This is a genomic window from Paenibacillus sp. JJ-223 (assembly GCF_927798175.1).
GTDB classification, from domain to species: Bacteria; Bacillota; Bacilli; order Paenibacillales; family Paenibacillaceae; genus Paenibacillus; species Paenibacillus hubeiensis.
In genome coordinates, this window is record NZ_CAKMMP010000009.1 from 92,137 (window position 1) to 113,367 (window position 21,231).

At 50.3% G+C, this 21,231-nt stretch carries 18 protein-coding genes; 17 read left to right on the forward strand and 1 reads right to left on the reverse strand.

Going from position 1 to position 21,231, the window contains the following annotated elements; all coding sequences use genetic code 11:
- Positions 1-6: 6 nt before the first annotated feature.
- The 14 genes from L6H98_RS16815 to L6H98_RS16880 all read left to right on the forward strand — a co-directional run bounded on the left by L6H98_RS16815 (position 7) and on the right by L6H98_RS16880 (position 14,900).
- Positions 7-1,200: a M20 family metallopeptidase gene (locus tag L6H98_RS16815; RefSeq protein ID WP_236416823.1), complete on the forward strand. Its 1,194-nt coding sequence runs from the start codon at positions 7-9 to the stop codon at positions 1,198-1,200.
- Positions 1,201-1,215: 15 nt separating this feature from the next.
- Positions 1,216-2,784 carry an ABC transporter substrate-binding protein gene (locus tag L6H98_RS16820; protein WP_236416824.1) on the forward strand — a complete coding sequence of 523 codons (1,569 nt, stop codon included), beginning with the start codon at positions 1,216-1,218 and terminating at the stop codon, positions 2,782-2,784.
- A 432-nt stretch (positions 2,785-3,216) separates the two neighbouring features.
- Positions 3,217-4,134: an ABC transporter permease gene (locus L6H98_RS16825; protein WP_236416825.1), complete on the forward strand. Its 918-nt coding sequence runs from the start codon at positions 3,217-3,219 to the stop codon at positions 4,132-4,134.
- 15 nt (positions 4,135-4,149) lie between these two features.
- Positions 4,150-5,082, forward strand: a complete 933-nt coding sequence (locus tag L6H98_RS16830; protein WP_236416826.1) for an ABC transporter permease — start codon at positions 4,150-4,152, stop codon at positions 5,080-5,082.
- Between the two features lie 42 nt (positions 5,083-5,124).
- Positions 5,125-7,122: a S9 family peptidase gene (locus L6H98_RS16835; RefSeq protein WP_236416828.1), complete on the forward strand. Its 1,998-nt coding sequence runs from the start codon at positions 5,125-5,127 to the stop codon at positions 7,120-7,122.
- Positions 7,123-7,140: 18 nt separating this feature from the next.
- The gene (locus L6H98_RS16840; RefSeq protein WP_236416830.1) at positions 7,141-7,599 is read left to right on the forward strand and encodes a hypothetical protein; all 459 of its coding nucleotides are present in this window, start codon (positions 7,141-7,143) and stop codon (positions 7,597-7,599) included.
- Positions 7,600-7,785: 186 nt separating this feature from the next.
- Complete coding sequence (locus L6H98_RS16845; RefSeq protein WP_236416832.1) at positions 7,786-8,166, forward strand: hypothetical protein; 381 nt, start codon at positions 7,786-7,788, stop codon at positions 8,164-8,166.
- Between the two features lie 132 nt (positions 8,167-8,298).
- Positions 8,299-10,308 carry a glycosyl hydrolase 115 family protein gene (locus L6H98_RS16850; RefSeq protein WP_236416833.1) on the forward strand — a complete coding sequence of 670 codons (2,010 nt, stop codon included), beginning with the start codon at positions 8,299-8,301 and terminating at the stop codon, positions 10,306-10,308.
- Positions 10,309-10,716 carry a hypothetical protein gene (locus L6H98_RS16855; RefSeq protein WP_236416836.1) on the forward strand — a complete coding sequence of 136 codons (408 nt, stop codon included), beginning with the start codon at positions 10,309-10,311 and terminating at the stop codon, positions 10,714-10,716.
- A 192-nt stretch (positions 10,717-10,908) separates the two neighbouring features.
- Complete coding sequence (locus L6H98_RS16860; protein WP_236416837.1) at positions 10,909-11,586, forward strand: response regulator transcription factor; 678 nt, start codon at positions 10,909-10,911, stop codon at positions 11,584-11,586.
- Positions 11,583-12,593, forward strand: a complete 1,011-nt coding sequence (locus L6H98_RS16865) for a HAMP domain-containing sensor histidine kinase (RefSeq protein WP_236416838.1) — start codon at positions 11,583-11,585, stop codon at positions 12,591-12,593. Before L6H98_RS16860 ends, L6H98_RS16865 begins: the two co-directional genes overlap by 4 nt.
- A gap of 92 nt (positions 12,594-12,685) precedes the next feature.
- On the forward strand, positions 12,686-13,399 hold the full coding sequence (locus L6H98_RS16870; protein WP_236416839.1) for an ATP-binding cassette domain-containing protein: 714 nt from the start codon (positions 12,686-12,688) through the stop codon (positions 13,397-13,399).
- Entirely contained in the window at positions 13,396-14,145 is a 750-nt protein-coding gene (locus L6H98_RS16875) for an ABC transporter permease (RefSeq protein ID WP_236416840.1), read from the forward strand. The genes L6H98_RS16870 and L6H98_RS16875 overlap by 4 nt, the downstream gene beginning before the upstream one ends.
- Entirely contained in the window at positions 14,142-14,900 is a 759-nt protein-coding gene (locus L6H98_RS16880; RefSeq protein WP_236416841.1) for an ABC transporter permease subunit, read from the forward strand. Before L6H98_RS16875 ends, L6H98_RS16880 begins: the two co-directional genes overlap by 4 nt.
- 335 nt (positions 14,901-15,235) lie before the next feature.
- On the opposite strand, the gene L6H98_RS16885 is transcribed toward L6H98_RS16880, so the two are convergent.
- Complete coding sequence (locus tag L6H98_RS16885; protein WP_236417044.1) at positions 15,236-16,690, reverse strand: DHA2 family efflux MFS transporter permease subunit; 1,455 nt, start codon at positions 16,688-16,690, stop codon at positions 15,236-15,238.
- A gap of 270 nt (positions 16,691-16,960) precedes the next feature.
- Here L6H98_RS16885 and L6H98_RS16890 point away from each other — a divergent pair, with 270 nt between their 5' ends.
- The 3 genes from L6H98_RS16890 to L6H98_RS16900 all read left to right on the forward strand — a co-directional run bounded on the left by L6H98_RS16890 (position 16,961) and on the right by L6H98_RS16900 (position 21,121).
- Complete coding sequence (locus L6H98_RS16890; RefSeq protein ID WP_236416842.1) at positions 16,961-17,572, forward strand: TetR/AcrR family transcriptional regulator; 612 nt, start codon at positions 16,961-16,963, stop codon at positions 17,570-17,572.
- 86 nt (positions 17,573-17,658) lie between these two features.
- Positions 17,659-18,783 (forward strand): FAD-binding oxidoreductase, encoded by a 1,125-nt coding sequence (locus L6H98_RS16895; RefSeq protein WP_236416843.1) that lies wholly within the window; start codon positions 17,659-17,661, stop codon positions 18,781-18,783.
- Positions 18,784-18,877: 94 nt separating this feature from the next.
- Positions 18,878-21,121: a hypothetical protein gene (locus tag L6H98_RS16900; RefSeq protein ID WP_236416845.1), complete on the forward strand. Its 2,244-nt coding sequence runs from the start codon at positions 18,878-18,880 to the stop codon at positions 21,119-21,121.
- Positions 21,122-21,231: the final 110 nt, after the last annotated feature.

The following is a 21,231-nucleotide window of genomic DNA, read 5'->3' on the forward strand; positions in this document are numbered from 1 at the left end:
CAAGCAATGGAACAAGCAAAATTGATCGAACTCGCGCAGGCGCAGCAGCCGCGCCTTACCGAATGGCGCCGGGATTTTCACCGCAATCCGGAAATCGGTTATGAAGAGGTAAGGACGTCGTCCATCGTAGCCGAGCATTTGGAGCGTTTAGGGCTGGAAGTCACCCGTAATGTAGGCAAAACCGGCGTTGTTGGTGTGCTCCGCGGAGAAACAGACGGACCAACCATTGCACTGAGAGCGGACATGGATGCACTGCCGATCCAGGATCTGAAAGGCGCGGAATATAGCTCTCAGATCGAAGGCAAAGCACACCTGTGCGGGCATGATGCCCATACGTCCATTCTGATGGGAGCGGCGGAGCTGCTTACGAGCCTTGGGAAGCCCAAAGCGGGCAACATCAAATTTGTATTCCAGCCTGCTGAAGAAGGTCTTGCGGGGGCACGTGCCATGATCCATGACGGCGTGCTGGAAAATCCAAAGGTAAGCGCGATTGCGGGCCTTCACATGACGCCTGGCATGGATACGGGCACCGTGGGCGTAAGCCGGGGCGTTGCTTTTGCTTCGGCAGACCGTCTGGTCATCAAAATCTTCGGCAAAGGCGGACATGCGGCAAGACCGCATGAAGGCATCGACGCGATTGCGGTATCCGCGCAAGTAATCACGGCGCTGCAAAACATCGCCAGCCGTTTGGTGGACCCGCTCGAGCCTGTCGTCGTGACGATCGGCAAAATCAACGGCGGATACATGGGAACGGCGATTGCCCCGGAAGTCGAGATGATCGGCACGGTTCGTACATTGTCTCCGGCTCTGCGCGAACGAATGCCAGCCTTGATCGAGCAAGTGGTCAGCGGGGTTTGCAGCTCGTTCGGCGCAGGGCATGAAGTAGTGTACGGCGACGGTTACCCGGTCGTCGTGAACGATGTGGGCATGGTTGATTTTCTGACGGAAACGATCGACGGCTTGGATTGGGCCAAAGGCTGGACCAGCATCGTGCCTTCCACGGGCGGCGAGGATTTTGCCTTCTATTGCGAGCAGGTTCCGGGCGTATTCTTCAGGCTTGGTTCGGGCAACGAAGAAGAGCGGACGCGTTATCCGCTTCACCATCCGATGTTCGATCTCGACGAATCGGTCATGCCATATGGCGTGGGTATGCTGTCGGCAGTAGCACTTCGCTTTTTGGAAAAACATACGAATCAATAAGGGGGAGCAGGCAACATGAAAAAGAGAACTTGGGCAAGCATGTGGTTGACATTACTCGCAGTCGTATTGGTGCTCAGTGCTTGCAGCGGGCAAAGCGGAAGCGGAACGACGGCAACCGGAACCGAAAAGGGCAGTGAGAGCGGCGCATCCAGCAAAACGCTGACGATTGCGACGCCTACGGACATCGAGAGTTTTGATCCGCACAACAACAACAACACGGCCAGTGAAGCGGTACTGGTCAACGTGTTCGATTATCTGCTCAAAAACGACAGCAACCAGAACAAGGTTCCCGGTCTTGCAACGTCATGGGAGCAAGTGAACGATACCACGTGGAGATTCAAGCTTCGTGAAGGCGTTACGTTCCATAATGGAGATCCGTTCACATCGGCTGACGTGAAATACACGATCGAACGTGTCGCTAAAGACGAAACGCTGAAACAAAACAGCTACTTCAAAAACATCGTTGAAGTGAAGGAAGTGGACGAGCACACTATCGACATCGTTACAGACGGTCCTGACCCGCTGCTGCTGAACCGTTTGTCCAAAATGGGTGCAGGCATTCTGCCTGCCAAATACATTCAGGATAACGGCTTCGATGCTTTCCTGAAAAATCCGGTCGGCACAGGCCCTTACAAGTTCAGCAAATGGACGAAAGACGACCGTGTCGAGCTTGTCAAAAACGAAAATTACTTTGATGGCACGCCGAAATGGGATCAGGTTGTATTCCGCGTCGTTCCAGAGGCCTCAACGCGGGTATCCGAGCTGCTTGCTGGCGGCGTCGATGTGGCTGCTTCGATTCCATCCACGGACATTGCGCGCATCGAAGGCGAAGCGGACAAAAAAATCGTCAAAGCTCCGATCCAGCGCGTACTGCAGTTGATCTTCCGCCAAACGGAAGGAACGATCACCGCAGATCCGAAAGTGCGTGAGGCTGTCGAACTCGCCATCGACAAACAAGGTATTGTCGATAGCATCGCCGGAGGCGCAGGCGTCGTTACCCGCACTTCCGTAACACCGGGCAACTTCGGTGCAGACCCATCGTTGTACCAGACATCCCTCTATGATCAAGAGAAGGCTAAACAGCTGTTGAAAGAAGCAGGTTATGCCGAAGGCGAAGCAGAAATGACGATTTCGGTTTCCTCCCAGTACAAAGAGCAGGCTGAAGTTGTGGCGGCGATGCTGGGGCAAGTCGGCTTCAAAATCAATCTGGACGTGCTTGAGCCAAGCGCTTTCAGCGAACGTTACAGCTCGAAGTCGTTCAAAGAGATTTTCATGATCGGTATCGGAAATTCCTTGTTCGACGCTTCGAACAACTACAATCGTTACATGCTTGAAGAAGCCAAAGGCGAATCGGATTACAACAATCCGGAAGTCGAGAAATTGCTGCAATCCGCGCTCGTGAATATGGACCCGGCATCGCGCGAAAAAGAGTACCAGCAAGTACAGCAAATTTTTGCGGAAGACCGTCCGGCCGTATATCTGTACCAGATGGAAGGCGTGTACGGAACAAGCGCAAGCGTGAACTTCGAACCGCGCAAAGACGAGATGTTCTACGCCGATGAGATTACACCTGTGACTCAGTAACGTCGGACAGAATGACCTGTCCAGGCAAGGATCGGCCGTGAACGGCAGGGACGGAAAGATCAGGTTCCTGCCGTTCTTTCTTCATATTAAGAAATACATCCTATATAAACCGGACGAATCAATCACACAAGGCCACTGCGAGTGGAGTACCATCTTCTGAATCGCGTTTCGCTTGTCCCCAGATTTTTTCGATCCCCTTTTTTCAGAGGGGAAATCCGGTGAACAGCGTATGCTTCCGATGCAGCTTTCTTTCAGAAAGCTTGTGGATCGCTTCGCTTCTTCAGATGGGTTCCGGCTCTCCGTTAACGTGTGTATGTTTTTTGCGGTGTATATAGGAAGGTGATTTGGTTTCAAGAGAGTGGTTTCTGATGATGCTCGACTTGAAGCATGGTGGTAAATGAGTGATTTTGGTTTATTGGAGGTGAACGGGGAATGGGGAAATACGTATTGAAGTCTTTGCTGCAGGTCATACCGGTACTGTTCATCGTTTCCCTTATCGTGTTCATTCTGGTAAGGGTTACGGGCGACCCGGTCGCCCTGATGCTGCCCGAGACGGCCACCGCCGAGGATCGTGCGGTACTGACAAAAGCGTTGGGGTTGGATCAGCCTTTGTACACGCAATATGTAAAATTCCTCGGCAATGCGCTGCAGGGGGATTTCGGCGAGTCTTTCCGGTATGGGGAACCTGCGCTGCAGCTGGTGTTGGAGAGATTGCCGGCCAGTTTCGAGCTGGCCGTGGCGGCGATGATTTTTGCCGTCTTGCTGGCGATTCCGCTGGGGGTTGCATCCGCAGTCAAACGGAACACGTTTACGGATCTTGTCATTTCGGGGTTGTCGGTCATCGGCAAGGCGATGCCCAACTTCTGGATGGGAATCATGCTGATCCTGCTGTTCTCGGTTATGTGGGGGGTTCTGCCGGTATCCGGTCGAGGCGGATTTTCCCATCTGATTTTGCCCGCGTTCACGCTCGGCATCGGTCTTGCCGCGCAGATGACACGGCTGATCCGGTCCAGCATGCTGGAAATTTTGAGCCAGGATTACATCCGCACTGCACGTGCCAAAGGACTGGCGCGCATCGTTGTCATCGGCAAACATGCATTCCGGAACGGGCTTATTCCGGTCGTGACGATTATGAGCTTGCAGTTTACGAGCCTGATCGGCGGTACGCTTATCACGGAAACCGTTTTTTCATGGCCGGGATTGGGACAATTGCTGGTCGTTGCCATCAATACGCATGACATGGCCATTGTGCAAGCCGCCGTATTCGTCATCGCACTGATCGTGGTGCTCACCAATATTTTGACGGACGTGGTCTATAGACTGCTTGATCCGCGGATCAAATACGACTAAAGGAGGTGCATTCCCATGACAGAAGGCAACGAAATGCAGGTGCAGGGCCCGGAAGCCGCGGTGGAGAAAGGTTTGCCCGCTTCCAGCGGGTTCCGATACATCTGGAGACAACTATGGGTTAGCAAGACGGGAATGGTAGGGGCTGTCATCGTTTTAATCGTATTGTTGACGGCGGTCTGCGCACCTTTGATATCGTCGCATGATCCGGCGGCCGTCGATCCGCTCAAACGTTTGAAACCTCCGGTATGGATGGATGGCGGTTCATCGGAATATTGGCTCGGCACGGACAATTTGGGCCGGGATATGTGGAGCCGCATCGTATACGGGGCCCGCGTTTCATTGATCGTCGGCCTGGGCGCCGTGCTCGTTTCCGGCTTCATCGGCGCGGTTCTTGGCCTTCTGTCCGGATTTTACGGCAAATGGGTTGATGCGGTCATCATGCGTGTCGGAGATGCGTTCATGGCTATTCCGACCATTTTGTTCATGTTGGTGGTGATGGCGATCGTCGGTCAGGGTTTGACCACGCTGATTTTTGTCATCGGCGTCACCAACTGGGTCGCATATACCCGTGTCGTGCGGAGCGAGGTGCTCAGCATCCGGGAGAGGGACTACGTGCATGCGGCCAAAGCGATAGGCGCACGTAACGGCAGGCTGATCATCAAACATATCGTGCCGAACATTCTTTCTTCCTTTATCGTGATCGCGGGTATGAACGTGGGCACGACCATTATTGCGGAAGCTTCGCTCAGCTTTTTGGGGATGGGCATTAAACCGCCGGACGTTTCGTGGGGCGGGATGCTTAGCGATGGTCGGCAATATGTAGCTACGAGCTGGTGGGTGGCGACCTTCCCCGGGCTTGCCATCACATTCACCGTACTCGGCGTTATCTTCCTTGGGGATTGGCTGCGCGACATGCTTGATCCTCGCACAGACAAAACGGAAAACTGATTCAGGCAGAATTACATCGCATTGCGGAGAGGAGCAACGGAAATGAACAAACGGCCGATTACCCCGGAGGATTTGTATGCATACCGCTGGGTCACCGATCCTGTCGTCAGCATTCGTGGGCGGGCGGCTTACGTGCAGCAGACCATCGATCGGGAAAAGAACGAATATCAAACCCATATTCGCACCATCTTGTTGGATGGTTCGGAAGATACAGCCGTGACCGCAGGCATGAAGGATTCGTCGCCTTCTTGGTCACCGGATGGCAGCATGCTTTCATTTTTACGTTTGGAAGAAGGCGGAAAGGGCCTGTGGGTTATTCCTGTGGATGCCGATAGCATGGAGCCGAAGAGGCTCGTCGCACCGGAACGCAAAATATTGCAATATGCCTGGTCTCCGGCGGGTACGCATATTGCCTTTACGAGCAAGGTACAGAAAGATTCGGCAGGCACGGATGCCGAAAGCAACAAAACAGCGCCATTGCGAGGAAAGGTGTATGAGCGCACCACGCCGAAGGCGGAAGGATCAGGCTGGTGGGACGGATTGTACAGCCATTTGTTCGTATATGATATCGAAAATGATGCCATTACCCAGCTCACCGTCGGTTCCTGGAATGTGAGTTCACCGATTTGGTCGCCGGACGGGACCGAAATTTCTTTTGTCTCCAAGCAGGTTGAAGATGCTTCGCTGGATGCCGATTTGCTCTATTTTGCGGATGTATATACGATCCGGCCTGGAGAAAGGGAGCCGCGCAAGGTCACTGATTCCAGCCTGCTGATAAGCCAATTTGCGTACACGCCTAATGGTGAAAGTTTGATGCTGCTGGCCAGCGACCGTGAATTCGGCAGCGGAAGCCATAACCGGCTGTACGAAGTGCCAAGCGCCGGCGGGCAGCCGACGCCGGTTGCGCCGGGGCTGGACATGCAGCTCGGCAACGCGGCGCTGGGCGACATGAAATCCGCCGGCGCTTCGCCCTCTCCGCAGATGGCAGCGGGAGACGGCGGCGCATCCATGTATGTGCTGGGAACGCATGACGGCACCGTAAACGTGTACCGAATCGGAGCAGATGGAACAGCCGAAGCGGTTACCTTCGGCGGAGAACGGGATGTATATCAGTACGCGGTTTCATCGGACGGTCAAACGCTCCTGTTCGCCGCATTGACGGATGAACGTCCGGGCGAGCTATACGCCCTTAATCTGAAAAGCGGGCAAGAAACCCGGCTGACGCACCATAACGACGAACTTATGGACCAGCTCCAAGTAAACAAGCCTGAACGGATCGAATTCGTTTCATCGGACGGATGGCGGATACAAGGATGGCTGCTATTGCCGGAACAGCGGGAAGCAGGAGCGAAGGTTCCTCTTATTTTGCAGATTCACGGGGGGCCGCATGCGATGTACACCGGGGTGTTCAGCCATGAAATGCAGACGCTCGTTGCACAAGGGTACGCGGTGTTGATGGTCAATCCTCGCGGCAGCATGGGATACGGCCAGCAATTTGCGAAAGCTTGCCGGGGAGATTTTGCCGGGGGAGACTGCAATGATTTGCTGGAAGCCGTGGATGTTGCGTTGGCCCAGTATAATGTCTTGGACGATACCCGGTTGGGCGTTGCCGGCGGCAGTTACGGCGGGGTGATGACCAACTGGATCGTGGCACACACGAACCGTTTCAAGGCTGCGGTCACACAGCGCAGCATCTCCAACTGGCTGTCCATGTACGGAACGAGCGATATCGGCATTTCGTATGTCGAAGGTGTCATCGGCGGCAATCCGACCGAACACGCGGACATGTTGTGGTCCCGCTCGCCGCTCGCGCATGCGCACAACATCGAAACGCCGCTGCTGATCATGCATGGGGAGCAGGACTACCGTACGCCGGTCAGTCAGGCGGAAGAATTGTACACGACCCTCAAACGGCAGGGGAAAGTGACCAAGCTTATCCGCTACCCGGGTTCCAATCATTCCCTGCTGAAGAGCGGCAAACCTTCTTTGCGGGTGGACAGCTTTGAACAGGTCAATGCCTGGTTCAGCCAGTATCTCTAAAGAAGGGGGAGAATGAACATGAGTTTGACGCAGTTGTCGATTCCGGTCGGCTTGCTTGTGGAAAATGTGCTGACAAGCGGCGAGCCGATCGAAGTTATCATCGATTGCTTGCGGCGCAGGGATTTCGATCCATTGCTGCCCAAGATCAAAGAGCCTGCGATGGATCTCGAACCCCGGCTCGATACGGCAGCAGAGATCGGCGAAAATTGGGAAAAGGCGATTCGCGAAGGATACGAATTCAAGTTTTTGCATATTAATGGTGTGAAACGTCTACTGGATTTCAGGTTTGACCGAAAGGTTGATCGCGATTTCGTCGAAACCGGCCTTTCCCTGCAGCATGTACGTTTGACCCGGGAAGAAATCGGCGTGCTGAGAACCCTCGTGGGCAGACAATGGGACGTGTACGAAGAAGCGGAACAAAACGATGCCGCAACGGACGGGGTCCGCTTGGCAGGTATTCGCCTGAAATTTGGTTGATCAAACGGCAGGTTAAGCCGTACGCTACAAGGCCTCAACTCAACATCAGCATGATGAAGAGTTTGAGGCCTTTTTTAGGGAGGAGCGGCCTTATGGCAGTGTTTTGCGATGCTCTTAATGTTTGCAGGAATTGGGCGGGAATAACGAGAAGTTTTTGAAAAAATCTTTACACGAAAGGGGAAAACGATGTCGACGGGGTACATTTCATTGCTGGTGGTCATTTTCGGAAGCATCACGGGTTTGATTACGATCTTGGTGGTGATGAACACGATTCGCGCGAAACAGAGGGAGTTGAAACGGCGAAAAGAGATTTTGCTGGGCGGAATTCCGGCTAAGGCAGTTATTCGGCATATTGCCGAAACTTCATCCAGCATGGACGGCAGGCCAGGTGTGCGTATGGATCTTACGGTGACGCCGGATAACGAAAGCAGCTTCGACGCCGTGGTGGAAACCTACATTTCCGTGCTGGCGGTGCCCCGTTTCCAAAAAGGAAGCGAAATCGACGTGAAATACCAAGTGATCGGCGGCAAAAAGATCGTTGAGGTGGCGGAAGCGTATATTCCCTAGACGTTTCCGCCTGGCAGCAATCGGTTTATCACTGAAATAAGCACAATGACCACGGTTTATTCCATGGTCACCGCGATGACCGTATGCTTTACTCTTCCTAGAGCGAATTCTTCGAATAGGAGGAAACACAGCATGTTTACGTTGACGGCACAGACGGAAATACATAGCGATCTGGACTCCAGGCCGGTGGAACGGGCCATCCGACGATTTTATCGCGATTTGGGCATGACGATGGCAGGGGAGACCGAACCGGGTTCCTTGGACCCGATCCGGATCAGTTGCGATGACAGCTTGAATGAAGAAGCTTATATCATTGAAGTGAAAGATCGCCGGATGGATATACGGGTTGCGGATGAATTGGGATGCATTTACGCATTGAATTACATCAGCCGGGAGTATCTCGGCATTCAGCCGTTGTGGTTTTGGAATGATCAGATGTTTGAAAAAAGAGAGGCCAGGTCGATCGACGAAACCACGATCTGTTCCTCGGCCGCGGCGTGTCGCTTCAGAGGCTGGTTCGTGAACGATGAAGTTCTGCTTCACGCTTGGACGCTGGAGGGGAGCAAAGAAAAGCCTTGGGAAATGGTCATGGAAACGTTGCTCCGGTTAGGCGGCAATCTCGTTATCCCCGGCACCGACCACAATGCCAAAATATACTCCGATCTGGCCGCCGACATGGGCTTGTGGATCACCCATCACCATGCGGAACCGCTCGGTGCGGAAATGTTTTTGCGGGCCTATCCCGACCTGAATCCTTCGTTTGCGGAACATCCCGACCTGTTCAGGCAATTGTGGGAAGAAGGGGTGCTGAGGCAGCGGAACAAGAAAGTGGTCTGGAACATCGGTTTTCGCGGGCAGGGGGACCGTCCGTTCTGGCTGGATGACGAAAGATATGCGACCGATCGGAGCCGGGGGGAGCTGATTGGTTCGATCATGGAGGAGCAACGTTTGATTGTGCAGAGGCACGTCGACCATCCGGTATTTTGCACAAATTTGTACGGGGAAATGGTTGAACTTTATCAACAGGGGCACCTCCGCATTGCAGACGATACGATTAAAATCTGGGGAGATAACGGATACGGCAAAATGGTCGCCCGCCGTCAACATGGCGTCAATGCAAGGCCTGTTGCGCTCCCGGCTGAGGATCGCCAAGGAGAAGCGCATGGCGTGTATTATCACGCCTCGTTCTATGATCTGCAGGCGGCCAGCCACATGACGATGCTGCCCAATTCTCTGGCGATGGTGCGGGACGAGTTAGTTAATGCGAGGCAGCGCGGTGTACGTGAATTCATCATCGTAAACTGCTCCAACGTAAAACCTCATGTGTATACGCTGCAGGCGATCGCGGAGTTATGGTCCCAAGGAGACGTGGACACGGCATCGTATCCAGAGCGATACGTGAATGATTATTTTGGAGGCGAGCACGGAGGCATTGCCGAATTATTCGATGCCTACGCATCCTGTGCACCGAGATACGGGGATCATCCGGATGAAGGCTGCGGAGACCAGTTTTACAATTACACGACCCGGCAGCTGCTGTCGCAATGGCTGCGATCAGATACGCAAAGTGCTGTCGAAGGCATGCGCTGGGCATGTCCTGAACAAGGCTTTGCCGAACAGGTGTCCTGGTATGCACGGATATGTGAACAGGCGCTGGAGCAGTACGGGGAGGCCTTGTCTCGTACGCATCAGGTGAGGCATAACATATCGAATCAAAGGTTGCTGGACGACAGCATCGGGCTGCAATATCGAATGTATTACGAGTTTGCCCAAGGCGGATCTGCCTTTTGCCGCGCATTCGAGCGTTACTGCGAGAACAATTACATGGCTGCCTTTTACGAGCTGGGCAAGTCCAAGGAAGCGTACGAAACAGCGGACCAGGCTATGCGCGACCGGGAACACGGTCACTGGCAAGGCTTTTACTACAATGATTGCCTGACGGACGTCAAGCAGACGGCCTACTGGCTCGGCATCCTGATGGGCGTTGTGCGCAACATGGGGGAGGGGCCGCATTTTTTTAGATGGCAGCGAGAAGTGCTGTATGCTCCCGAAGACAGGAACGTCATCCTGATTACCAACTTCGAAAATCATCTGACCAATGAGGAATTATATGAGGCGATGAAAGCGAAGGGAGAAGGGTGATTGAATCATTTTGAATGGAGGAGAGAGATGTTATCCAAATATGCATACCTGATCTTATTATTTACTGTAATGTCATTAAGCATAATTGGTTGTACATCCGAAACTAGCGCTACCGAACAAATGGCTCAAAACGTGATGAAAGAAGACAATAATAGCGATATTTTTATAATGGAGTCGATCCTTTATAAAAAGGTTAAGGTCGTTGATGAAGAAGAGTTTAAGTCCGTCAAAACGACCTCCTATGGAGAAATATCTATGAATTATCAAAAAAATAAAAAGTTTCAGGAAGGTATGGCTTCTGTATTGCCTCCGGGTACCAAATTGTATCGCTCTGTAGCTCATCCTGAATATGTATATTCAAATGAGAATCAGAGATATACTTTATACGAGTCTGTTCCTGAAGGTTAATTTTTATAAAGAATAGGATACATGAGAAGGAGACACATTCTACGGATCGAGTGTGTCTTTTTTCTTTTTTCACAGAGGAACTGTAGCACTTGGCTTGACAATCCGTCGAATAAATGGAGTTAACTGGATAGCATTTTTTGAATTGTGTTAATCTGTCTTATAATGGACTGCATTTAGAGAGAGGGATGTTACTTGAAAAGAAACATTTTATATATTGAAGATAACGAGAAGATCGGCAGTTGGGTAAAGGAAGAATTGGAACAGCGAGGATTCTCGGTTCAGTGGCTGCTTTCTGGGGAAGGAGCCGAAAAAGAAGTTCATGAGCATGAAATCGTTATTTTGGATATCATGTTACCCGGTATAGACGGATTTACGGTGGGAAAACGATTGAAAAAGGCAGCTCCTGATGTCCCTATTTTGCTGTTATCTGCTCGAACATCCATAGATGATAAGGTAGACGGTTTACAATTTGCGGATGACTATGTAACGAAGCCCTTCCATATGGATGAATTAGTTGCAAGATTGGAAGTATTAACCCGTCGAAGTGGCGGAATACGTTCCGAACGCATTTCGTTAGGGAATCAGATTGAAGTCGATCCGGAAGGTCAAATGATATTTGACAAGCGGACAGGTGAAGAAATTATATTGACGGGGAAACAGCATCAAATCTTAATGTACTTTTTACGGCACCCCAATCAAGTTTTACCCAAAGAACAAATTTATGAAGCGATTTGGGAAGAAGCTTATATAACGGGTGATAAAACATTAATGGTGCATATCCACCGACTGCGTCAAAAGTTGGAACGTCATCCCGATTCCCCGGAGATCATTGAGACGTTGAAGGGTATAGGATATCGGGTGAAATTATGAAGCAAAACAAATCATTATTTCGTCGATTTCTAAAAGTGCATTTTCTATTTATCTTTTTCCCTCCGATGATGCTTATTTTCATCAGTGCGTTTTTCGGAGTTTCAAGTACTCATGAAAAAAATGTAAATGCATTAAATCTGTTTTACGTTTCGGTGCTATTGTTTGGTTTTATTATGGTCGCATTTGTGATCTTATCTTGGGTGTTCTTTATGAAACTTCAAAAACGTCTCGCTCGTTTACAGGAAGTCATGTCATCTTCAGCTAAAAATAATTCATTCCCTAAACCCCTATCTGTTCAAGCGGATCGTATGGATGAGATAGAACAGTTAGGAAGCTCTTTTAATTGGATGATGCAGCAGCTTGAAGACAGTCGTAAACGAGAATATGAAGAAGAGTTATTACGACATCGGCTGATTGCGAATTTATCTCACGATTTACGAACACCGCTTACCATTTTGAGAGGACACGTCACCAGATTAAATCAAGAATCCATGAGTTTAGAAGGGCAAAACTCGTTAATAGAGATCAACCATACGATTACAAGAGTCGGGGATCTAATGGATGATTTACTGACCTATACATTGCTTACATCAGGAAAACATCCTTTCCGGCCCGTTTCAACAGATATTGGGCGCTTAGTAAGGGCTTCTGTTGCTGCGTGGTATCCTGTATTTGAAGAAAAAGAAATTCAGCTCGATGTTGATTTACCAGCAGACGAAACTTTTTATTGGGAAACAGATCCTTCGTGGATGACACGGGTTCTGGATAATTTGTTTCAGAATGTTATTCGCCATGCCGCAGAGGGGAAATATGTAAACATTGCTGTTGACGTAGAAAAAGAACGGATCATTATTGCAGACAGAGGTCCGGGTATGGCTCATTCTTCCTATGGGCGTGGGGCGGGAATTGGTTTATCAACTTCAAATTATATGTTGGAAAAAATGAAGCTGAAAGCTGACTTTACATCCAATGAAAATGGTACAAGAGTAGCTATTGGTAGAGCGTAACCTAAAGTTAACCCAGAAGTAAACAGCAGAATAACCGGGATGTAACTTTGCCTCTTTATACTTAGAACCATAACAGAAAGGAAGTGTTATGGTTGCTTACATTTAATAATCTCGTCAAACATCGCGGGACTCATGAAATCTTATCAGGTATCAGTTTTACAGCCAGACCGGGTAGAGTAACCGGTTTTTTAGGCCCAAATGGAGCAGGAAAAAGCTCTACACTCCGCATCCTGCTTGGATTAGACCGTGCAACCTCGGGGACTGCACTAATTCATGGCAAGCCATTCGCTGAATTACATCATCCTCTAGCAACAATAGGCGCCGCACTGGATGGATCTGGAGCTCATCGCGGGCGAACAGGACGGGACCATTTACGTTGGATTGCTCGTGCTGCAGGATTGCCACGCTCACGTGTCGAGGAAGTGCTGGAAATCGTGGGTCTTACTAATGCGGCGGGCAAACGAGTTGGGAGTTATTCCCTTGGTATGGCGAAAAGACTTGGAATGGCAGCTGCTCTGCTTGGAGATCCCGAAATATTGGTTTTGGATGAACCCGTAAACGGGCTCGACCCGGAAGGAATTCGCTGGATTCGGACGTTTTTACGTGAACGTGCGGAGTCTGGAAACACGGTGTTACTATCCAGTCATCTAATGGGAGAGCTTGCAGAGACGGTTGATGATGTGGTGATTATTAAGCATGGAAAAATCGTTGCAGATGGAACATTGAAAGAAGTAATAGGTAATCATTCGACGCTGGAGGAAGCCTTTTTTGCCCTGACATCTGACAAAGCAGGTGTCGTTGTATGAGAGCATTCAACGCGGAACTGTCTAAATTGTTCTCTCTGCCGGGCATTTGGCTTGCTTTTCTTATTGGAGCATTTGCCCCAGCGGTCATTGCTACCCTGGACAGTACAGCACAAAAAGAAGAGATTATTGCCGGAGTCAGCACAAGGCTATCGGAAGTTGGCTTTATTGGATTAGGTCTTGGTGTGCAAGGTGTCATTATTCTAGGTGTGCTTGCCGTGAGCAGCGAGTATTTGACAGAGAGCAGCGAATCTGGTGGAGGACAACAGATAACAACAAGTTTAACGGTTGTTTCATCCCGACTTTATGTATTGCTGGCAAAAGCGGGGGCTGTGACAGTAATCAGCATACTTTTTAGTATTGTTGCTATTATAACAACGTTGTCGGCCACACATCTTATTCTTGGTGAATATACCCCTGTATTTGAATGGTCTAAACTGATCGGTGTAGTTTGTTACTGGATACTCACTGCTCTTTTGGCTTTTGGGATTGCTGTTCTAACGAAGAATGGCATGATTCCGCTGGCTGTGCTCATCATAAACACATCCGTTGTATCATTCAGTTTCCTGCTTTCTAAGGTTACAAAGTTGGCGTTATACTTACCGGATCGGGCTGGCCTTGAAATGTTTATGTTTATGAGCGACAGATTTCTCACCCCGTTTACAGGCGGGTTAGTCATGCTTGCTTGGGTTATCGTTCTTTTCATTGTTGCAGCTATTGTATTCCTTAGGAGGGACGTTGCAGCATGAGTGTCCCTTCTAGTAAAAAGCTACCCTTAATTCTTGGTGCTGAACTGGACAAATTACTAACATTACCCATGACTTGGCTCACTCTTATGGGCACATTCATTCTTCATTTAGTTTTAGCCGCGGCTTTTACTTCGATTGGTCTACAAGGGGCAGCAGGGACGCAAAGGTTGCTGAATATAGGTTTTTCTTCTATGGGATATCTTCAAGCAGGATTTGTTATGCTGGGGATCTTAGCTGCTTGTTCCGAGTATGCTGGTGGCCAGATCCGAACTACCTTAACTACGATGCCTTGGCGGGGGGCTCAATTATTCGCGAAGCATCTGGCATTGGCCATTATAAGCATTCCTGCGGCGTTTATTATGGTTGCATCAGGTGTGCTATATACTTTTATTATGATGAGAGACACGGTAGCAGTGATTGAGATAGACAACATAATAAAAACGGTAATAGGTGCAACAGGTTATTTAACATTAACTACACTTCTTAGTTCAGCTATGGGAGCTGTATTGAGACGAACCACTCCTGCATTAGTCATTATGCTTGGTTATTATTACGTTGTCAGTCCATTGGTGAGTGATTATCTATCCAGCCTTAGAAATTATTTTCCCGATACGGCAGGATATTATATGTATATGCCGTCATTCTCTGATGAAATAAATGTCCTCACACCCATGCAAGGCGCAGGCATTTCAATGTTATGGACACTGTTCTTTATTACAGTAGCTATTGTGTTTTACTGTAAAAGAGATGCCTGAGTTTAAAATTCATCAAATCAAGGTGGTGCACCAATGACAACGGAGGTACTATATAGGTTGAACCGGAAATTTACCCGATAACGAAGAGGGCAGAAAGAATCTGGAGAAGCGAAGCGGTCTAAAAGCTTTCTGAAAGAAAGCTGCTTCGGAAGCATAGGAGATTATATGATTGTAAGGGCGGAACAATCGTTCCGGAAAAAGTACGCTGCTCCGAATTGCAGGTGGGCTAATTCCAATACGGTGCGGTGAATCAAAAAGGCGGCAGCTCTGACGAAACGGTTCGTCGGAGCTGCCGCTGTTTGTGCTGCAAACGTATAGCTGGCCGCCAATCAAATTTAATTGGAGTTCAGCTGAACTTTTTTGCCTACAGGTTGTTGTCCCGCTCTTGCAGGGGCCTCTTCTTCCTGTGCAGGCTTCGTGCGTTGGATGAAGAATGACAGCACCAGAGCGACTGCGGATATACCGATAATTACGATGTAGGCGTCGTTGATGCCTTGAATCATCGAATTGGTCATCATCTGCTGCTGATTGGCTGCCTGAGCTGCACCTTCTGCCATCATGTCTTTGAAATGGGTGGCAGCACGGTTGGTCATGACGCTGACGAGCAAGGACGTACCGACGGCACCGGCCACTTGTCGGATCGTATTCGAGATCGCCGTGCCGTGCGCATTCAATCGTGCAGGCAGTTGGTTCAAGCCCGCCGTTTGGATTGGCATCAGCAGCAACGCCATACCAATCCGCCGTCCGGTAGACATTAATACAAGGTAAGTATAACTTGTCGAATCCGTCAAATCGATAAATCCAAGCGTCGTGACAATGACGATCACCATACCGATCACGGACAGCCATTTTGCGCCAAAACGGTCAAACAGTCTGCCGGTGATTGGCATCAGGAATCCCATGACAAGTGCGCCCGGCAGCAGCAGCAAGCCGGATTCCAGCGCGGTGTAACCGCGAGCGTTCTGCAGGTACAGCGGCAGAAGCATCATGTCGGCATACATGACCATCGTGATGGCAATGCTGATGATCGTTGTCAGCGAGAACATGTTGTACTTGAATGCCCGCAGGTCCAGCAAAGGCGATTCCGATGTGAGCTGACGCCAAGTAAACAGCGCGAGGGCTACTACGCCGGCTGCAATGAAACCAAGCACTTCACCGCTCGACCATCCGAGGCTGCCAGCTTGGCTGAATCCGTACAACAGGGCGCCGAAACCGATGGTGGAAAATAGAACGCTGAGCGTATCCAGCTTGGTGCGGATGCGTTCGGATACGTTTTTCAAATAAATGAATCCACATACGATGACGATGAGCGTCAATGGGATCATGCCGTAAAACATCGTTTCCCATGCGTAGTTTTCAAGAATGTAACCTGCAAGCGTAGGCCCGATGGCCGGGGCGAAAATAATGGCGAATCCGACCATGCCCATGGCGGCTCCCCGTTTTTCGGGAGGGAAGAGCGTCAAAATGACATGCGTCAGCAGCGGCATGATAATGCCCGCGCCTGCGGCCTGAATCATGCGTCCTGTCAGCAATGTGCCAAAGTTGGTGGCGATGGCCGATACGATCGTTCCGACCAAAAAGATAAGCATCGACGCCTGAAAAAGCTGTCTCGTCGAAAAACGCTGCATGAAATAGGCCGTGATCGGAATGAGCACGCCGTTCACCAGCATGTAGCCGGTTGTGAGCCATTGCGCTACGGCTGCCGTGATGCCGAAGTCGTTCATCAGCTCCGGCGTGGCAACGCTCATCAAGGTTTGATTCAAAGTGGCCAAAAATGCGCCCAAAATCATGATGAACAGTATGGGTCCTTTTTTTACATTTTGTAGTTCTGTCTGGCTCAATCCATTCCATCCTTTCAATCTTCGTGACTAAATTTACAACGTGTTGTATAGTTGACATTGTATTTATTGAATTATATACATATTCTTCTGAATTACAATTGACGCATTTGCACAAAGCTGTTGTTTAATTTACATTTAAACGACATACTGTTGCATAAGTTTAAAATAATCGACTGATTAATTAAAATTGTAATCTTTCAAAATAAAGGAGATTTGCCAATGACACACAAAAAGAAGTCCGCGATCGATCCGCGAATCATACGAACGCGGCAGTTGATTCGCGAAGCGTTTGTGGAACTGCTGCAGGAGATGGATATCGAGAAGCTGTCCGTGAACCGGATCGCGGAGCGGGCAACCATCAATCGGGTCACGTTCTACCTGCATTATCGCGATATAACGGACATGATGGAGAAGATGGCCGACGAAATGATCGAAAACATCGAAGGGATCGTGCTGGAGCATTCGCTTCAAGAGGGCCAAGGGCCTGAGAAACCAAGTGATCCGTGGCCGGTGCTGGTGAAGTTGCTGGAGCATTTCGCCGAGCAGTCTTCCTTCTATAAAGTGGTGCTGGCGACCAAACGTACGCCGATTTTTACGGATCGTTTGTTGAAGCTGTTAAGCACGCTGGTCCGATCCAAAATCGAAAGCATGGGCGGTGAGCGCAAACTTGCGAAAGCAGGCATTCATGAAGAGGTTGCGGTCTGGTATGGATCGGCTGCTTTGATCGGAACGATAGTAGCGTGGTTAAAAAACGACATGCCTTACTCGCCTCATTTTTTGGCCAAGCAGTTTTCGCTGATTCGCTCCCATCCCTTTCAAGAGTTGATTTAGATGTGAGAAACCAGTGAGGTCACGGCACGATGCAAGCCATTTGATGTATAATGGACAGATATGCAAATCAGGAAGGGAATGCAGTCATGAAGAAAGTCATCGTCATCGGAGCAGGAATTTTGGGAGCATCGACCGCATATCAGTTGGTCAAAATGGGAGCGGACGTGCTCATCGTGGACCGCAGGGAGAAGGGACAGGCCACAGACGCTGCCGCAGGCATCATCTGCCCATGGGTTTCCCAGCGGCGCAATCAAAAATGGTATCGGTTAGCCAAAGCGGGGGCAGGTTTTTATCCGGGATTGATCGAGGAATTGCAGGCAGAGGGAGAAACGGACACAGGCTACGCCAGGGTAGGCGCACTCAGCATTCATCACGACAGGGATAAGCTCGTCAAAATGGAAGAACGGGCAGCAGCGCGCAAACAAGATGCGCCGGAAATCGGAGACATTGCCACGCTTGATGAAGCCGAAACGCTGGCACGGTTCCCGCTGCTGTCGGAAGGGTATCGGTCCGTGTTCATCGGTGGGGCGGCTCGCGTGGATGGACGCGCCCTGCGCGATGCATTGCTTCGGTCCGCGCAGCGCGGCGGTGCCACGGTGATCGAAGGAGACGCGGTCATTCAGCATGAATCCAATCGCGTTTCGGGCGTAAGGGTCGGGGAAGATTTTTATGCGGCAGACGAAGTCATTGTTTGCGCCGGTGCATGGGCGAAAGCCTTAATGCAGCCGCTGGGCATTACGTTTAAGGTTCATTATCAGAAAGCACAGATCATGCACTTCATACTGACGGACGACAACCAGGATACCGGAAATTGGCCTGTCGTCATGCCGCCATCGGACCAATATTTGCTTGCATTTGACCAACGTAAAATCGTCATCGGGGCTACGCACGAAAATGATGTTGAAGGATATGATACCCGGGTCACGGCTGCAGGTATGCAGGAAGTGCTGAATAAAGGACTGGACATCGCAAGCGGTTTGGCTGATGCAGCCCTGCAGGAAGTCCGGGTCGGTTTCCGTCCGTTTACGCCGGGATTTCTGCCTGTCATGGGGCCGATCCCGGGATGGGAAGGACTCGTCGTAGGGAACGGGCTTGGCGCTTCGGGCTTAACGATGGGGCCGTTTATTGGCAGTCAGCTCGCGAAATGGGTGCTGGGGGCGAAAACGGACATCGACTGGAGCGACTACGATCCGGCCCAAGCGATGGACTGAATGCATCGTACTTTGTAAGAAAGCTGGGGATGAGGCTTGGAACTCAGCTTAACGCAAAAGGGCTATTTTAGCTTGGCACTTGGGGGAGAGGAGATTGAGGAAACTTTCATTATTGGTATTTTTCATTCCGGCCATCGTATTAAGCGTGATGGTATGGAATGATTACACCGATGATTTGCAGGGAAACGAGGATCCATATTCGTCGATCGCGGGCATGTTTTATTTGGATGAAGGGGAAGAAGTGGTCGTTTTATCCAAAACGCAGGACTTTACGTGGGCGAGACTGGGGGTCTTTGATGCCCAAACGGGAGCGATACTTAAGGATGTGATGGTTCAGGCGGAGATGCAAGGCGTCATCCCGGCAGTCGTTTATCAGGATCAGGGGATTATTATTCCTACATATAGTGATGGGTCGGGTTTGCAGTTGAATCATGTCTCGAATAGCGGAGAGGTTAAGGAACTCGCGCAAAGCACGCTTCATGTACCCGGATCGTTGAGTTCGAATGTGGCAGCTTGGAGAGGCCATATTCTGATCACCGGGGAGACGATAGGTTCTGCCTATTATGTGGCTGAAATTCAAAACGGGATGAAGAAGTTTGCATTGCTGAATACCGATCTTCTGCCTTCCGATCCAATACGGGCAAGTTTTGTGGGCAGCAGCTTGAACAACGAACAGGGCGTGCCATTGCTCGAAGTCGATTTGCAAAATGGACAAACGGCGTTGGTTAGCGGCATTCTGGATGAAGACGAACGACCTGAAGTCAAGATTCAATCCGAAGAACAAGGAACCTTCGACGCGCGTGACGAGGCTGGTTTACAATTTGCCAAACCATTCGGAATCGACGTCTCTCGCTTAATCCGTATCGATGGTGCAAAAGGGAATCAAGCCCGATTCTATAATGCACGGTCTGAGGAGTGGGGAGAACTTGTTCCAACCCCAAAACCGCTGTATCGTGCCAAGGTTGTATTATTGAATGACGAAGAAGTTTTGATCGCCGGCACGGATACAGAAAATGGGCAGGAACAACTTGCGGGTTATGTGTACAACGAAAAAAACGGCAGCTTCACTGACGCTTCGGCACTTGTAAGTCGACTTACATACAAAGACTTTGCTTCCTCGGATAGCGAATTTTACAAAGAGTCGGGGAGTGACAGCCTGTATTACTCGGACATGGAGAGCGCTGCAGGATGGATGAATATAAGTAATGGTCAAGCAGGCTGGATCGACTCGAATACGTTGGCAAATTGGAGAGAGGCAGCAATGACACAGCGCATCTCGCTTTCCACCTTTATGGCATACGTCCGTGAGGGAGGCGCCCTCATCATCAACTGGATGGCCTGGCTGTTGATTCCAACGCTTATGTTTTTGGTGCCTGCCATCGCCGGACCACTGCTTCGCCAGAAACACTCTCGCAATCTCAAGGAAGGCAGGCTGGTTACGGGGACGATCGCAAGTATGCAGGAGACAGGCGTCTATGTGAACAACTTGCCGCAGGTCAAATTTGTTGTGCAATTTGTGGAAGCTGGACAGCACAAGCAGGTCGAAATCAAGAAGGTCATTTCCTTGGTAAACGTACCAAGGCAGGGAGATGACGTGCTGATCAGCTACAATCCCCGAAACAACAAGGCCATGTTTGTAACGGAAGAGGATGTGAACGTGGAGAGCGACCCGCCGCAAACTATCCCCGATGCCTTGTTAGATCGAATTGAATACCGGGAGCCATTTAGGCGTGGGCAAGCACTGGTGCTGCATTTTGCCACCAGGGAAGAAGATTACCCGGTTCCCGTGATCCAACCGCCAGGGTTCGAGTATCGTACCGGACGGCGTGCGAACCTGATCGTCTCCGATGGAGTTGCCCGTATTCGCAGCTACGACGGCACGGGTCGGGAAGAGGAAGCGCAATTGGCATTGGAAGCGGAAGTCGTTAGCGTGGAGAAGGCGAATCTTGAAATCGAAGGGCGCCAGCTTCTGGTTATGGACCTGCTAGTATCCAGGGGTGACGACCGTTTGCGCAAGAGCAACAGCCTGTTTGTACCTGAACGATATGCTGTGCAGACAGGCATTCGTATCCCGATGCAGATGGGCGAGCAAGATTTCGAGCGTGAACTGCGTTTGTCCAAAGGCAAACAAGGTGCTGCCATCGTTCGTACCGTAACTTATGAGGGGCATACGGTTGGGGAGCGCCCGGTAGCACGCATTGACGTTGAACGGGGCGGTAAACTATACCGGATCCGCCAATCGATTGAGCCGGTGCACGGGGTACAGGTTGGAGATGAGATATGGATTGCGTATGACGCAAATTCACAGGAAGCAATGATTGTGAACTATGCATCCTGATCGATAACTGCCCATAAATAAGCATGGGTCGAAAGTGGAAGCGCAAAGCTGCCGTGTATCCCCATTAGAACAGGTTATGAAAATATAATATGGACAGCCGACCAATTAAC